At 50.5% G+C, this 13139-nt stretch carries 16 protein-coding genes; 1 reads left to right on the top strand and 15 read right to left on the bottom strand.

Features of this window, described 5'->3' with window-relative positions; all coding sequences use genetic code 11:
* Positions 1 to 33: 33 nt before the first annotated feature.
* The 4 genes from ACKXF9_RS06030 to ACKXF9_RS06015 form a co-directional block, all read right to left on the bottom strand.
* Complete coding sequence (locus tag ACKXF9_RS06030; protein WP_118524769.1) at positions 34 to 996, bottom strand: DUF3658 domain-containing protein; 963 nt, start codon at positions 994 to 996, stop codon at positions 34 to 36.
* A gap of 16 nt (positions 997 to 1012) precedes the next feature.
* Positions 1013 to 1402 carry a TnpV protein gene (locus tag ACKXF9_RS06025; RefSeq protein ID WP_009296082.1) on the bottom strand — a complete coding sequence of 130 codons (390 nt, stop codon included), beginning with the start codon at positions 1400 to 1402 and terminating at the stop codon, positions 1013 to 1015.
* Positions 1362 to 1724 (bottom strand): helix-turn-helix domain-containing protein, encoded by a 363-nt coding sequence (locus ACKXF9_RS06020; protein WP_022742028.1) that lies wholly within the window; start codon positions 1722 to 1724, stop codon positions 1362 to 1364. The genes ACKXF9_RS06025 and ACKXF9_RS06020 overlap by 41 nt, the downstream gene beginning before the upstream one ends.
* A gap of 190 nt (positions 1725 to 1914) precedes the next feature.
* The gene (locus ACKXF9_RS06015) at positions 1915 to 3531 is read right to left on the bottom strand and encodes a recombinase family protein (RefSeq protein WP_418265576.1); all 1617 of its coding nucleotides are present in this window, start codon (positions 3529 to 3531) and stop codon (positions 1915 to 1917) included.
* A gap of 225 nt (positions 3532 to 3756) precedes the next feature.
* On the opposite strand from ACKXF9_RS06015, the gene ACKXF9_RS06010 reads away from it, so the two are divergent.
* Complete coding sequence (locus ACKXF9_RS06010) at positions 3757 to 3957, top strand: hypothetical protein (protein WP_002596235.1); 201 nt, start codon at positions 3757 to 3759, stop codon at positions 3955 to 3957.
* 64 nt (positions 3958 to 4021) lie between these two features.
* Here the strand turns inward: ACKXF9_RS06010 and ACKXF9_RS06005 are convergent, their stop codons facing one another.
* From ACKXF9_RS06005 to ACKXF9_RS05955, 11 genes are all read right to left on the bottom strand, one after another.
* Entirely contained in the window at positions 4022 to 4216 is a 195-nt protein-coding gene (locus ACKXF9_RS06005) for a transposon-encoded TnpW family protein (protein WP_002596234.1), read from the bottom strand.
* Between the two features lie 14 nt (positions 4217 to 4230).
* Complete coding sequence (locus ACKXF9_RS06000; RefSeq protein WP_002596233.1) at positions 4231 to 5073, bottom strand: ATP-binding protein; 843 nt, start codon at positions 5071 to 5073, stop codon at positions 4231 to 4233.
* The gene (locus ACKXF9_RS05995; RefSeq protein WP_006356266.1) at positions 5070 to 5864 is read right to left on the bottom strand and encodes a replication initiator protein A; all 795 of its coding nucleotides are present in this window, start codon (positions 5862 to 5864) and stop codon (positions 5070 to 5072) included. Before ACKXF9_RS05995 ends, ACKXF9_RS06000 begins: the two co-directional genes overlap by 4 nt.
* Before the next feature lie 72 nt (positions 5865 to 5936).
* Positions 5937 to 6323, bottom strand: coding sequence for a cysteine-rich VLP domain-containing protein (locus ACKXF9_RS05990; protein ID WP_002596231.1), 387 nt, complete (start codon positions 6321 to 6323; stop codon positions 5937 to 5939).
* The gene (locus ACKXF9_RS05985; RefSeq protein ID WP_002596230.1) at positions 6313 to 7938 is read right to left on the bottom strand and encodes a relaxase/mobilization nuclease domain-containing protein; all 1626 of its coding nucleotides are present in this window, start codon (positions 7936 to 7938) and stop codon (positions 6313 to 6315) included. The genes ACKXF9_RS05990 and ACKXF9_RS05985 overlap by 11 nt, the downstream gene beginning before the upstream one ends.
* The gene (locus ACKXF9_RS05980) at positions 7910 to 8308 is read right to left on the bottom strand and encodes a plasmid mobilization protein (protein ID WP_002596229.1); all 399 of its coding nucleotides are present in this window, start codon (positions 8306 to 8308) and stop codon (positions 7910 to 7912) included. The genes ACKXF9_RS05985 and ACKXF9_RS05980 overlap by 29 nt, the downstream gene beginning before the upstream one ends.
* 497 nt (positions 8309 to 8805) lie before the next feature.
* On the bottom strand, positions 8806 to 9018 hold the full coding sequence (locus ACKXF9_RS05975) for a helix-turn-helix domain-containing protein (RefSeq protein ID WP_002586615.1): 213 nt from the start codon (positions 9016 to 9018) through the stop codon (positions 8806 to 8808).
* Entirely contained in the window at positions 9011 to 9433 is a 423-nt protein-coding gene (locus tag ACKXF9_RS05970) for a sigma-70 family RNA polymerase sigma factor (protein WP_002586616.1), read from the bottom strand. Before ACKXF9_RS05970 ends, ACKXF9_RS05975 begins: the two co-directional genes overlap by 8 nt.
* 170 nt (positions 9434 to 9603) lie before the next feature.
* Complete coding sequence (locus ACKXF9_RS05965) at positions 9604 to 10371, bottom strand: class I SAM-dependent methyltransferase (RefSeq protein ID WP_002586626.1); 768 nt, start codon at positions 10369 to 10371, stop codon at positions 9604 to 9606.
* A 50-nt stretch (positions 10372 to 10421) separates the two neighbouring features.
* Complete coding sequence (gene tet(W), locus ACKXF9_RS05960) at positions 10422 to 12341, bottom strand: tetracycline resistance ribosomal protection protein Tet(W) (RefSeq protein ID WP_418265575.1); 1920 nt, start codon at positions 12339 to 12341, stop codon at positions 10422 to 10424.
* A 656-nt stretch (positions 12342 to 12997) separates the two neighbouring features.
* The gene (locus ACKXF9_RS05955; RefSeq protein ID WP_005924798.1) at positions 12998 to 13138 is read right to left on the bottom strand and encodes a Maff2 family mobile element protein; all 141 of its coding nucleotides are present in this window, start codon (positions 13136 to 13138) and stop codon (positions 12998 to 13000) included.
* Position 13139 lies beyond the last annotated feature (1 nt).

Raw genomic sequence — 13139 nt, 5'->3', positions numbered from 1 at the left:
CCTTCCATGTAGCAGCGGTTCTTGCTGTGGTTATTATTTCATTCGTTTTCTTAATATCCGGCGATAATTTGTTTCTCCCTTTGGTGCGTCCTGTATAATTTCCAACACACCATCTTCAAGCATTTTATCAATGCGATTAGAAATCCATACATCACTAATTCCAAGTTGATATTTTCCTAAAACATTACCTATAACAATAGCCATTTTGAATTGCTCTGGCTGTTCCGCAATTTCACGAAGAATGAAACTATCATATATATCTTCTGAAACACTTTGCAATTTACCATTTAGCATTGCACGCAAAGGTGCATTTTCATTTTGAAGTTGATTCCATTTCATAGCACAAGCTGAAAGAAATACAGGCTTAGCTTTTTCTTGTAGAGTTATATATTTTCCCCATTCGCCAGGAGAAACCTCACCCCATGCTATTTTGGATGTCATAGTATTTTCTTTTCCATATTCCCAGGCAGGTAACTTAACCAAATAAATTGTTGTCTGACAGTTTAATGGTCGAAGTTGTTTCATAAGCCAGTACATACCGCAAAATTCATCCGGATTATAGCTATACCAAATACGAACTTCTTCCCCAGCTACATATCGTTCAATAACCGAAGACAATGTAGTTTTAATTTTCTGTATTTTTTCTTCAACCTGATAGTCTAAATCCTCTACAAACCAGACAGACAGCATTTTCTTGAGAACATTTTTCCGCTGTTCGCCAATTCCATTATCAGAAATATCTCCCACACTAAGAGCCATATCAAAACAATAAACATCACTGCTCTTGCCTCCCAATGGAATAGCATTCTCCCAAGCAATATGTTCTTGTTCCTGTGCTTGAATTTGTGCTTCTTTCATTTCATCTGAAGATGGAACACTCCCATCTTCGTGCCTCATAAAGACCGAAACTGCACTTCCTCTATACTTTCCCTTACCGTAAGTTTGGGCAATTTTCAAACTTCCACAGGCACTTTCACCAAATACAATTTCAATCATCTTATATACCTCCGATTTAATTACTCCCGTATGAATAAATTATATCATGCAAAACAATTTCTTCTGCCCGGTTGTGAATGTTATTACAACGCTGCACCCATTCCATTTGTTGAGTTCGCTTCAATTCCTCTGTCACGCCCTCGGTGGCTTTCATCTGCTCCATGATAGTGTCTAACCGTTCCTGTGCCTGTTCGTTCAGGTCTGCAAGATATGTCCACAATTCTCCGGTCAGTATCAATGTATTCAATCTGGCTGGGTGGACTTCCCTTAAATATTCCCGGTGCATCCGTCCGTACTTTCCGATAGGGCGGTGTTCCTCCGGCAGTTTCAAGTCCGGGATGTAGTAATCTCCGACAAGGATATAATCAATTCCGTTTTCCGTTATTCTTGGTTTCAATTCTCTCATGTTCCTTACCTCCTGTGGAAGCAGGCTCGTCTGGTACTAACTCAATCACATCGGTAATCTCACAATTCAGCGTTTCACAGATACGGGCTAATGTGTCCATGCTGATGTGCTTTCCCTCTTTGCTCATGTTGGCAATCATATTCGTTGTCATACCAGCGGCAAGCCTTAAATCCTCTTTCCTCATATCACGCTCTAACAGTGTGTGCCAGAGTGGTTTATAGCTGATGTGCATATTGTTTTCCTGCCTTTCTATCCATACCACCGGGGCGGCTGCCCCGGCAGGAACTTTTCTCTTATTATAGCACCAATCTTGTGAAATCACAATTTATTCTTGTATCCTGCCGCTGATACCGTCTGGATTGGTTTTCCTTTCTTTTTTGTTCCCTTTAATTAGCCATGAACTGCTTCATACCCTGACTCTTTACTGATGTGTGATAAAGAAGTAATAGAAGTGTAAAAAATTTTGCCGTTCCTATCCGGCACTTAGCTCTTGTGTCGGACAGGTCGGGCGGTTATTCGGGCAAGTCCACCTTGCCAACAAAAGAATAATAAATCTCAATGTCCTGCCTACGGGTCTTGTTCTCGTCATAGCTGCACTCATGCACAACGATTTTCTCTACAAACTCCCGCAACAGAGTAGGGGTAAGTTCTTCAAAGCTGGTATGCCGCCGGACAACATTCATAAACTTTTCTGCGTTCACGGTGGCTTCCTGTGCTTTGGAAAGCTCCGCTTGAATAGCAGCGGCTCTTTCTTTCAGCTCCCGTTGCTCTGCTTCATAGTCTGCCGACAGCTCTGTGAAACGCTCGTCTGATATGCGCCCGGTCACGCTGTCCTCATACAGCCGCTTGAAGATAGCGGATAACTCGGCTATGCGTTTCTCGGAGGCTTCCAGTTCCTTTTTCTTGGCGGCGTTCCTGCGTTTGCCCCCGTCCTCGTTCTGCTCAATCAAGAGTTTCATAAACCGGCTCTCATGCTTGGCTGCGTATTCGGTCACTTGCCGGAGATTTGCCAGGACACCAGCGGTCAACAGATCGGTGCGGATAAAGTGCGCCGTACAGTTGCGGGTGCGCTTCTTGTAGCTGCCGCAGATGTAGCAGTCCTGTTTGCGGTCTTTGTTCTGATACCGCTGCTGATACAGCACATGGCCGCAGTCGGCGCAGAACAAAATCCCGGAGAACAGCCCCACTTCATCGTAGCGGTTCGGGCGTTTGCGCTGTTTGCGTAACTCCTGCACCCGTTCCCATGTTTCCTTGTCGATGATCGGCTCATGGTGGTTCTCGAAAATGGCCTGCTTCTCGACGGGGTTCTCTATGCTGTGCTTGACCTTATAAGAAGGCTTTTCCGTTTTGAAGTTCACCAGACATCCGGTGTACTCTCGGTTTTCGAGGATATGAACGACGGTGTTGGTCGCCCATTTGCACTCATAGCCTGGGTGATAACGGCGGGTGCTGCCTGTCCGCTGATATTCCAGCGTCCCCGGCGTGGGGATTTGCTGCTCCGTCAGCATACGGGCAATCTTGGTCGGGCCGTTCCCGGCAAGGCAAAGCTGGTAAATCTGCTGCACCACCGGGGCGGCCTCCTCGTCTATAATAAAATTCTCGTCCTCGTCCATCACATAGCCGTAAACCGGCTTGCTGGTAACAGGCTTGCCGCTCATGCCTTTTGACTTTTTCACTGCCTTGATTTTCTTGCTCGTATCTCTCACCAGCCATTCATTGAACAGATTTCGCAGCGGGGTAAAATCGTTGTCCATGCCCTCGCTGGCACTGTCCACATTATCGTTGACAGCGATAAAACGCACACCCTTTTGAGGGAACAGCATTTCCGTGTAAAACCCTACCTGCAAGTAGTTTCGCCCTAACCGGCTCATGTCCTTGACGATGACCGTACCCACTTTCCCGGCTTCAATGTCCGCAAGCATGGCTTGAAATCCGGGCCGCTGGAAGTTCGCGCCGGAAAAACCGTCGTCGGTGTACCAGCGCAGATTGGTAAAGCCGTTCTGTTTTGCGTAGGTTTCGAGTATCCTTTTTTGGTTCGATATGGAATTACTCTCGCCTTGCAATTCATCCTCGTGGGACAATCTCGGATAAAGGGCGGTAATGAGGTTTTGGGTGGCTTGTCTTAACATAAAATCCTCCGTTTCCGACAGCCAGCCCCACTATTCCGTGGTTTCATTGTACCACGGAACGGCGGGGGCTGTACAGCGGCAAAAGCGTTAAATTTGCTTCTTTACAGCTTTTCAATTTTCCGATTTTTATGGTATGGGTTGTCGTCCCATATTTGCAGTAGAAAAGTTCATAACTCCGTGGTATACTCTGATTTAACAAAAAAATCAGAAGTTAAAGGAGAAAACATGAAGTATACAATAGATGAATTAACCGCGGCCAAAAGGCAAATTGATTCAACTCTGCACAAGCTAAGAGAAACAGTAAAAACATTTGAATCAAAGGATAATTCCGAGCGTTATAAATCACAAATCACATTGGCAAAGAGAAGAATAAAAGCCTTTGAAATTGCAAATTATTTTATAGAGAATGAGATTAAGAATTGCTAAAGCACTTCCGATTTTCGTTCCAGCGGTCATGCTCCCTGGCATGGCCGCTTTTCCATGCCCCGGTTCACGCCGGATAAGTCGGCTCCTGTGTAGCAGCGGCTTCCGCTTCCAGTACCCGCGCCATTTTGTCGGCGGCTGTGGTTGTGGTGTCTTTCTTGAAATAGCCGGACACGACAAGGACGGAATTGCCCATGCGGATTTCCGTCACACAGTCAGGGCGGCGGGTGGTGCGGGTGTCGTGCTGCTTGTTATCTGCCATAGGCAATACTCCTTTCAGTCGGTAATCAGTTTCTTCATGCTCTCCATTTTCCGCTTGGCGGTTTCCTGCCGGAAGTTGTCGCCGGTAAAGCGTACCGGGACGCACATGGAAAGCAGGCGGTCATAAATCCGGGAATGGGCGGTGTCCTCCGGGTTGTGCAGGTCGTCCAGCGTAAGGTTGGTCGTGACGATCAGCGGCTTGCCGCTGCGGTAACGGCTGTCAATCACATTGAACACCTGTTCCAGCCCGTATTCCGTCCCGCGTTCCATGCCGAAGTCGTCAAGGATCAGCAGCGGATAACGACAAAGGCGGGAAATGTACTCGTTGCGCCCCTCAAAGCTGGCGGCAAGGTCATTGAGGATAAGAGCAAAGTTCGTCATGCGGACGGGGATTTCTTTCTCCATGAGGGCGTTTGCGATACAGCCTGCAAGGTAGCTTTTGCCGGTGCCTACGCCGCCCCAGAACAGGCAGCCGATATTGTCTGTCCGCATATCTTCCCAATGCTCCACATACCGGCGGGCAAGCCCGGTCTGCGGGTTCCTGCCGTTGTCGTTCTCGAAAGTCCAGTCCCGCATGGTGGGGTCGGTAAAGCCCCGGCGTTTCAGTTCTTCCACGGTGTCAAGGTGTCTGCGCCGCTTTTCGGCGGCTTCCCGTTCCTCGCGGGCGGTTCTCTGGCAGTCGCACTCTGCCGGGTGGCGGTCGCGCCCGAAGATAGCGGCCTTATCCGGCGCAAAATAGGCTTCTTTCGGCTTGCGGCACTTGCCGCAGTACAGTAAACCGTCCTCGCCGGTGTAGTCCTCCGGCTCCGGGATGGTGGTCGTCATATTCTCCAAAACCGCGTTGATTTCATTCTTCATAAACTCTCGCCCTCCTTGCATGAGTAGTCTGGTATGCCCTTTTTAGGGGCTTCCTTTTTGTCGTTCCCCGCCCATATCCGCAGGGCGGCGGCATAGTTCTGGTAGCTTTTCCCGTTGGCGGCAAGGTAGCGGCTCATTTCCTCGATGAACCGTTCCAGCCTGTCAGGGTACTCTGCCTGCAACTCGTCGTATTCGGTCTGTGACAGAAAAATATTTCCATATCGGCCATAGGGCGCGGACGGCCCCCCACTCACTCCCTTTGTTTGGCTCTCTGTAAGGTTGTTTATAGTAGTTTGGTTAGGGGACGGTTTTCCGACCATCATAAGGTCGGTTTTCTGACCATCAGTAGGACGGTTTTCCGGCTCTATGAGGGGCGGACTTCCGGCCATCAGTTGGTCTGAAAACTGTACCTGTGGCACTGGCGGTACTTTGACATAAAGCCGGTTCGGTGCGGAGAAGCCGCCCCGTTCCCGTTCCAACAGCCCCGCCGTGTCCAGTTCATTAAGCGCCCCCTTGATGGTGGTGCTGCCTTTATCCAGTATTTCTGCTATCTCCGCGATGGGATAGATAATATAAATCCTGCCCTCGTCGTCCAGCCACTTGTTTTTCTGGGAGAGGGTGGAACGGTCTAACAGCAGCGAATACAGCAGCTTGGCGGTCTGTGAAATCTCCATTTTCAGCAGGAAACGGGGATACGGCAGATAGGCGGGCAGCCGCGTGTCTGCCCTGATATAATCAGCGATAGGATCACCTCCCTGTGTTCGGGTTGATTTTGGCGTATTGTCACGCATTAAAACGCCGTTTCCGGGGGAAAAGGATAAATGTATCGCGTACCCTTTGACACCCACGAAAAAAGCCTTGATTTATGCGGGTTTGAAAGGCTCTAAAGCGTGACATCTCTGCCTTTGTTTCCGCTTTCTCTCGGCGGCTTTGATTTTCTTCATGCGCCCGGCGCAGTCGGGGCAGTATTTTCCCCGGTTGGATTTGGGGACAAAGGCCGCCCCGCAGACGGCACACCGTTTCCGGCTTCCCCGGCACAAGAGGGCTGCGGCCAGCTCCCCGTCAAGGGGCAGGACAGCCACACGGAACCAGTGGCACATGAGGGAAAAGGAAATGCTCTGGACGCACACGCAAGGCTCCCCGTCGTCCAATAGCAGGCAGTTCCCCTCATCGTAGTTACAGCACTCATGTACCAGCCGCCGCGCCCGCCGGTGCTGGCGGTAGTCCATGTGGGGCAGGTTATCGCTCATGGCTCTGCTCCTTTCTGCGGTGCGGCTCGTCCCGGCGCAAAATCTGGTCGATGTTCCGCTTGACGGTCTGCAACTCCTTGAACCGCTGTTTCTGTTCGTGATAGGTGTTATACAGGCCGTCTTTCTCGGAGATAAGCTGCTCGATCTCGGCCTGCAACGCTTTCCGGGCGGGCAGCTTGGTAATGCCATGCGCCTTGAAATACCGGGCTGCTGCGTCGGCTATGATAAAATCGCTCTCATGGGCCTGCCGGTATGCGGCGCGGGCTTTCTCGGATTTCTGTGCCCGCAGCCCGTCGCGGGCGGCCTTGGTCTGGGCGTAGGCCAACACCTGCCGCTGCAACTTCTTTTTCCCTTGCAGCTTCGTTTCCAGTGCTTTCAGTTCGCCGCTGGTCTGGCGCATTTTCTGATAGGCGGTGTCAACGGCGGCTTCTAACTGCTCCGGGGAAGTAAAGCCGTATTGCTGGTAGACGGACAGCGTTTTGGCGGCCTGCTTCAGATTGTGTATCTTCGCCCAGCGTTCATAGCCCCGGCCTTTGCCCTCGGCCATTTTCTGCTCAATGTCCACAAGCCGCTGCACTCCGTCCTGTTTCGGGGCGGCTATCTCGGCTCTGGCAACCTGCAAGCGGTCTTTTATGGTGCGTGGGGGATCGGGGGATCTGGCTGGCGCTTCGGCTGCTCTGGCGGCGTTTTGCTCTAAAACGGCAAAGACAGCGGCGCGGTCAAAATCGTCGCCCAGCTTCCGGGCGGTAATTGGCTTTGTCCTGTCCGGCGTGAGGTAGGAAAGCCGCCCCCGGCTCTCCTTGACGGTCACACCCTCCTGCAGCAACAGAGAGGAAAACTCGTCAAAGCTGGCGGCGGTGGCAAGGGCTTTCCGTAGGGTCTGCCGCAGCTTCTCCTTGTTCGTTTCAAACTTGGTCTGCCGGGGCGTGATACTATCGGCAATCATGGGGGCGTTCTGCTTGTCCAGCGCGGCCTGTCCCTTTTTCTGCGCCCAATACTCCCGGTCGGTGACGCGGTTCTTGCTGCCGTTCAAGAGGTCGATTTGATAAAGCCCCTCCCGGTGGCACATCTCCATGACTTCGGATTTGAAGTAGCGCAGGGCAGCGTCGGTACATCGGTGCTTGCAGCCGACTTTCGTATCGGCCGGCCTGTCCATGTAGGGCAGGAACGGCACTTCCTCAATCCGCAGGCTGTTTATGACGATATGCACATGAATGTTGCCGCTGTGGTTATGCCCGTCCGGGTGGGTGCAGACAAGGGCCTGGTGGCCGGGAAAATGCTCTTTACAGAATTGTTCCCCCAACGCCTGCGCCCGGTCTACGGTCAGGCCGTTGTCCGGCCCGTCCCGCGGGTCAAAGCTGATGATGTAGTGGTGGCTTTTCACATCTTCCCGCCGCTGGTTTTTCTGATAGCGGAGATTGGCCCGCATACACGCAACGGCAAAATCCTCCCCGTCGCAGTTCAGCGTGGACAGCCGGTAGTCCTCGCGGGGGATAAGCCTGCCGGTTTCATCAAGGACGGGCTTCATGGTAAACTCGTCATGCTCAAAGAGAAGATATTGCTCGGCGGCTCCGTAGTCGGCGTTTTTAGAGTTGATATGCTTGAGTGTTGCCAACCGCGTCACCTACTTTCTTGAGGACTTCATACTTGAGGACGGCAAGGTCGGATATGGCGGCGCGTACCTCGCCGGAAAGGGTGTTGTAGGGTACGCCGTATTCGTTCAGATACCGGGCAATCTGATTGAGGTTGCCGCCGATCCTGCCGTACTCGGCTGTCAGCTTCCCGACAGCGGAAAGCAACTCGTCATTGACCGACGACACATGGACAACCGGGCGTATGGTCGCCCGCCGTATCGCCTGCCGGAGAAATTCGGACTGGCTGATACCATAGGGCGCAAGCCGCGCTGTGAAGTCGGCATACTCATCTTCGGACAGCCGGGTTTTCACAACGCGGCTGCGGTGGGGCGTGTTGTATTTCTTTCGCATGGTGTGACCTCCTTTCTCGCCCGTAAGGGCGCATGAGCAGGGTTTGGGGAAGGCACTCCCCAACAAGTTTCCCGCGAGGGGCAAAACTGCAGAATTGCGGATTTTGGCACCGTGGTAGAAACTTGCTCTCCGTGACTGCAAACTTTCTCTCACTTCCGTCCGCCACTTTTTTGGAAAACTGCAACCACAAAAGTTTGTTTCTCTTTTTCTGCTACTACTAATCCTGTAAAGGGCATTCCTGCCCGCTTTCGCTAAAATGACACCGGACGCAGTGGTTTCTACCCGGTGTTGGAGAAATCCTTTCTCTTTGCCCTCTACTACGGGTAAATGCTCCAAATGCCAAACACCAGGGCAGAAAAATTCCCTCCTCGCTTACTACTACAACCGGCAGGGGGCAAAATGGCCGGGAGCGGAGCCGGACAACAAAAAAAGCAGTAAATCTTTTTCAAGACTTACTGCTTTCGCTGGCCGCGTCGGTGGCGGCTGGTATTCAGTTTTTATGACTTGTCCGGTGGTTCGTCAAGCCGGAACTTGAATTGACAGTCAATTAACCGCTGCTTTACATAGTCCTCCACCTCGGCGTTGACCTGCCCGTTCACTTTTGAGAAATAGCGGATATATCCGGCGTAGTGGAGCAGGACAGCGTTCACGGCTTCTGGGTCGCCCTCACGGGCTTTGAGGATTGTTTCATAGGGGAGAAGTCTACTCATACCGGCTCACCCCCATTTCTTCGCGTAGCCGCTGCAAGGCAAGCTGGATATGCCGCCCCGCTGTGCTGCGTGACCGGCCAATACACGCGCCGATCACGCGCTGCGGCTGGCGCAGAAAGTAATAGCGCAGGATTTCTTCCCGCGTCTGCTCCGGCAAAACAGAGATCGCGTCGGCAAGGGCGGCGTTGCAGAGCAGGACGGTCTGACCGCAGACGGTAAATGGGTATTCCTCGTCCGGCTCCGACGCGGCAAACTGGACAAACTTCTCGTTCATCAGATAGTCAAGGGAAACTTGCCGTTCCCATTGCCGTTTAAGCTTCAAAATCTTGTCCAAGGCGGCACAGCGGATAACAGTCTTGCAAAAGGCGTTGTACCTGCGCTGGATATATTCTTGATAGGCTATCTGGTCGGTCATGGAAATTCCCCCTCTCTGAATAATAGTGCGGGGCGGCAGTACTCCTTGCTGTCGCCCCTTGATTGCCTACCAGCAAAGACGGGCGGGGCTGTCAACGACGGCGCGAAGCGGCGTTCATTTTATCGTTGACTGGCTCGGCTGGGTTTGCTATTTACCCGACAAACTTGAATTTATTTTAAGCTATCACGTTTTACCTTCTTAAGCCTTACTATCATTACCATAGGAATTTCTTTGTTGGTTTTGAAACATTCTTCATAAAATCCATCAATGACAAATCCAGCTCTAAAACAAAGGTTAAAAATATCTTGTATGGAACGATGATAATAAATCTGCTCTTTCGGTTGCCCTTCAATCGCTATATCATAGTAACTGTGCGGTGTCATATATTTTTCAGTCAACGTGACAAAACAAGGGTGTTGCGTTGCAAAGACAAAAATTCCGCTTTCCTGCAACAGTTCATAAACAGCCATAAGAAGTGGTTCAATGTCCGTAATATCCATAATTGCCATATTAGAAACTGCTTTCGTAAAGGCTCGATTTCTTTTTAATTCTAATATACTTTTTCTATCGGTCGCATCCGCCACACAAAATTCAATTTGTTTTGCATATTGTGATTGCCGTCTTTTAGCCAATTCTATCATTTTTTTGCTGTAATCAAAAGCGACAACCGAAGCACCTCTTTGTGCAAGATACGAAGAATAATTTCCATTGCCACACGCAATATCCAAAATGTAATCCGCAGGATTAGGAGATAGAAGTTCCGTTACTTTGGGGCGCACTACCTCTCTGTGAAATTCATTAGATTCGTCACCCATTGCATTATCCCAAAATTGTGCGTTCTCCTCCCAGATTTTTTTACTTTCCTCTGTTCCCATGTTCTCTCCCACTCCCCAAATTTGCTTTTTTGCTTCCATTAAATCTTCCTTACTATATTCCATTGTTACCCTCCATAACTTCTGATTGTTGCCGTCTTGACGATTATGTATCTTTACATTACCTTCTGAAACATATGGCGCACCTTGTCCAGGCGGCTGTTTGGACGGCGGGGCTGGATGACCGGCTGACCGACAGCGGCCTGATATCCTTTCAGCTCTGTAAGGCATACGCTCCGCCCGTTGGTGTAAAAGGCCAGATCAGTACGGTATGCCTGTATACAGCGGGCGGGAATCTCGCCAGTAAAGACAACTTCATCCTTTTTTACCTGGGCCGTTTCGATGGTGGCACAGTATTTCGGTGCATCATGATAAGCCCTGGAAAGATATTCCCGGGGCGCATAGAGGGTGAAGGAGAGATAAGGTTCCAGCAGTTGCGTCCCTGATTCCTTCAATGCCTGTTCCAATACAATCGGGGCCAATGAGCGGAAGTCCGCCGGCGTGCTGACCGGACTGTAATAAAGCCCGTATTCAAAGCAAATCTTACAGTCCGTTACGTTCCAGCCGAACAAGCCCTGCTCCAGCCCGTAACGGATACCATCCCTGACAGCGTTTTGAAAACTCTGGTTCAAGTATCCCAGCGAAACCCGGCTCTCGTATTGTACACCGGAGCCAAGCGGGAGTGGTGTAACAGACAGTCCGATGGATGCCCAAAACGGGTTGGGCGGCACCTCGATATGGATGGTGTGGCTGGCTGCTTTGAGCGGCCGCTCCATATAAATGACGGTGGGTTCCTTTACCACTGTTTCAAGCTTGTATTTTTCCGACAGCAAAGCGGAAACAACCTCCAACTGCACCCGGCCCAAAAAAGAAAGAATGATCTCATGGGTGATGGAATCCACTTCGCAACGCAAAAGCGGGTCAGTATCCGCAAGTTGCGTAAGAGCGTCCAGCAGCCGTTCTCTTTGCGCTGCCGTTTTCGGCGCAATCGTCGTCCGCAGCATGGGGAGGGGGTCCTCGCGCCACCTTTTACGAGGGAGCCGGGTTTGGTCCCCTAATACATCGTTTAACCTCACGCTGTCGCTGGGAAGGATAACAATTTCACCCTGATAAGCGGTGTCTGTCCGAACAATTTCCCCTTTGGATGGAATACGCATCTCTGTGATTTTCAGCTTTTCTCTCCCGGCCAGGGCCACCGTATCCCGCAGGCGCAGCGTTCCGCTGTATAACCGTAGATAGACACGCCGCTGGCCGCAATCGGTGTACTCAACCTTGAAAACGCTGCCGCATAGGGCGGCGCCCCCCTGTTCCCCAATCGGTTGGAACAGCCCTGTCACCGCATCCATCAACGGTTGAATGCCAAGGCCATTTTTGGCGCTGCCATGATAGACTGGGAACAGGGAGGCGTCTTGAACCCGCTGCTGTTCCTCCCGCGCAAGTTTTTCCCGGCTGATTGGTTCTCCTGCGATATACTTTTCCAATAATTCATCGTTATTTTCGATGACCGCATCCCATGCTTCTATGTCGGTATTTTCCTCCAGGACTATTTCCGGGGACAGCGACACCGTCTGCTTGATGATAATATCGGCGGAGAGCTTATCCCGAACAGACTGAACCACGCTCTGCAAATCAACGCCAGCCTGGTCGATCTTGTTGATAAAGATAACGGTGGGAATGTTCATTTTCCGCAGGGCATGGAACAGAATACGGGTCTGGGCCTGCACGCCATCTTTAGCGGAGATCACCAAGATGGCCCCATCTAAAACAGCCAAAGAGCGGTACACCTCCGCCAAAAAATCCATGTGGCCGGGCGTATCCACAATGTTAACTTTACATCTGTGCCACTGGAAGGAAGTGACTGCCGCTTGAATGGTAATCCCACGCTGCCGCTCCAAAAACATGGTGTCCGTCCTCGTTGTCCCTTTTTCGACGCTCCCCGGTTCTGAAATGGCTCCGCTGGCATATAGCAGGCTCTCCGTCAAGGTCGTCTTTCCAGCGTCTACATGGGCAAGAATTCCAATATTGATTATTTTCATGTGATTGTCCTCCCTTTACAGCCCCAAAGGGCATAAAAATCCCCAGCAGTAAAATACTTTTACCACTGGGGATTATAAGTTGCGGACATACACATATACAGCATACACCTGTTTGTGATTGCTGTTTTTGGGGATATGTCAAAATTGATAAGGCAAAAGTATTCTTAAATTGGGTACAAAAAACTAAGCCCCTACAAAAGGAGCTATCATAATCCTTTGTTCCCACTATTTGATTATAGTTTTATTTAAGAATACCTTGCCGCATATTTTTTACTCCTTTTCTGGATTAAATCATTGTATCACATCAGTATTGTATCACATCAGTTTTAGGAAAGCAAGTACCTAAAAGAAATTTTTCTTCCCCTTATATGTAACAATCATACCGGCTTCCTAGCGTTCAGAATGTTTTCTGCTGTCTGCTGTGGTGTTTGGTTGGAATTGTCCAACCAAAAGCCGATCCGTGGTGTTGTCTGCATTTTACTAAATACAAATTCAATGTATACAGAAAGATATAAGGAGTGGGAGGGATTCCGCCGTAGTTGGCATTGTAGGAAAATCCAAAAGTTTAGATTTTCCCACAATGCTTATCTTTTGGTCTTTGGTTCGGAATAGTGTAGTGCTGGCGGTCTATCTCTTGTTTTCGGTTGCTTGCTTCCTTACCGTACATGAGCATTGGCAGAGGGGTTATCGCCGCCGTAGCCTTCCATGAGGTTCACGGCACCCCACACGCCCAGACCGGCACCCAGTGCCACGACCAGAGTCTTCAGAACATCCACTGCACTGTTAAAGAATTCCATA

This window comes from Faecalibacterium sp. 9 (assembly GCF_048320955.1).
GTDB classification, from domain to species: domain Bacteria; phylum Bacillota; class Clostridia; order Oscillospirales; family Ruminococcaceae; genus Faecalibacterium; species Faecalibacterium wellingii.
Note: the sequence above shows the minus strand (reverse complement) of the source record. Positions and strands in the feature narration are given on the sequence as shown.

Bases quoted from the DNA above. Each gene is read 5' to 3' on its own strand.
- ACKXF9_RS06030 (WP_118524769.1), bottom strand. From the start codon at position 996: ATGATTGAAATTGTATTTGGTGAAAGTGCCTGTGGAAGTTTGAAAATT.
- ACKXF9_RS06025 (WP_009296082.1), bottom strand. From the start codon at position 1,402: ATGAGAGAATTGAAACCAAGAATAACGGAAAACGGAATTGATTATATC.
- ACKXF9_RS06015 (WP_418265576.1), bottom strand. From the start codon at position 3,531: ATGTTAAGACAAGCCACCCAAAACCTCATTACCGCCCTTTATCCGAGA.
- ACKXF9_RS06010 (WP_002596235.1), top strand. From the start codon at position 3,757: ATGAAGTATACAATAGATGAATTAACCGCGGCCAAAAGGCAAATTGAT.
- ACKXF9_RS06005 (WP_002596234.1), bottom strand. From the start codon at position 4,216: ATGGCAGATAACAAGCAGCACGACACCCGCACCACCCGCCGCCCTGAC.
- ACKXF9_RS06000 (WP_002596233.1), bottom strand. From the start codon at position 5,073: ATGAAGAATGAAATCAACGCGGTTTTGGAGAATATGACGACCACCATC.
- ACKXF9_RS05995 (WP_006356266.1), bottom strand. From the start codon at position 5,864: ATGCGTGACAATACGCCAAAATCAACCCGAACACAGGGAGGTGATCCT.
- ACKXF9_RS05990 (WP_002596231.1), bottom strand. From the start codon at position 6,323: ATGAGCGATAACCTGCCCCACATGGACTACCGCCAGCACCGGCGGGCG.
- ACKXF9_RS05980 (WP_002596229.1), bottom strand. From the start codon at position 8,308: ATGCGAAAGAAATACAACACGCCCCACCGCAGCCGCGTTGTGAAAACC.
- ACKXF9_RS05975 (WP_002586615.1), bottom strand. From the start codon at position 9,018: ATGAGTAGACTTCTCCCCTATGAAACAATCCTCAAAGCCCGTGAGGGC.
- ACKXF9_RS05970 (WP_002586616.1), bottom strand. From the start codon at position 9,433: ATGACCGACCAGATAGCCTATCAAGAATATATCCAGCGCAGGTACAAC.
- ACKXF9_RS05965 (WP_002586626.1), bottom strand. From the start codon at position 10,371: ATGGAATATAGTAAGGAAGATTTAATGGAAGCAAAAAAGCAAATTTGG.
- ACKXF9_RS05955 (WP_005924798.1), bottom strand. From the start codon at position 13,138: ATGGAATTCTTTAACAGTGCAGTGGATGTTCTGAAGACTCTGGTCGTG.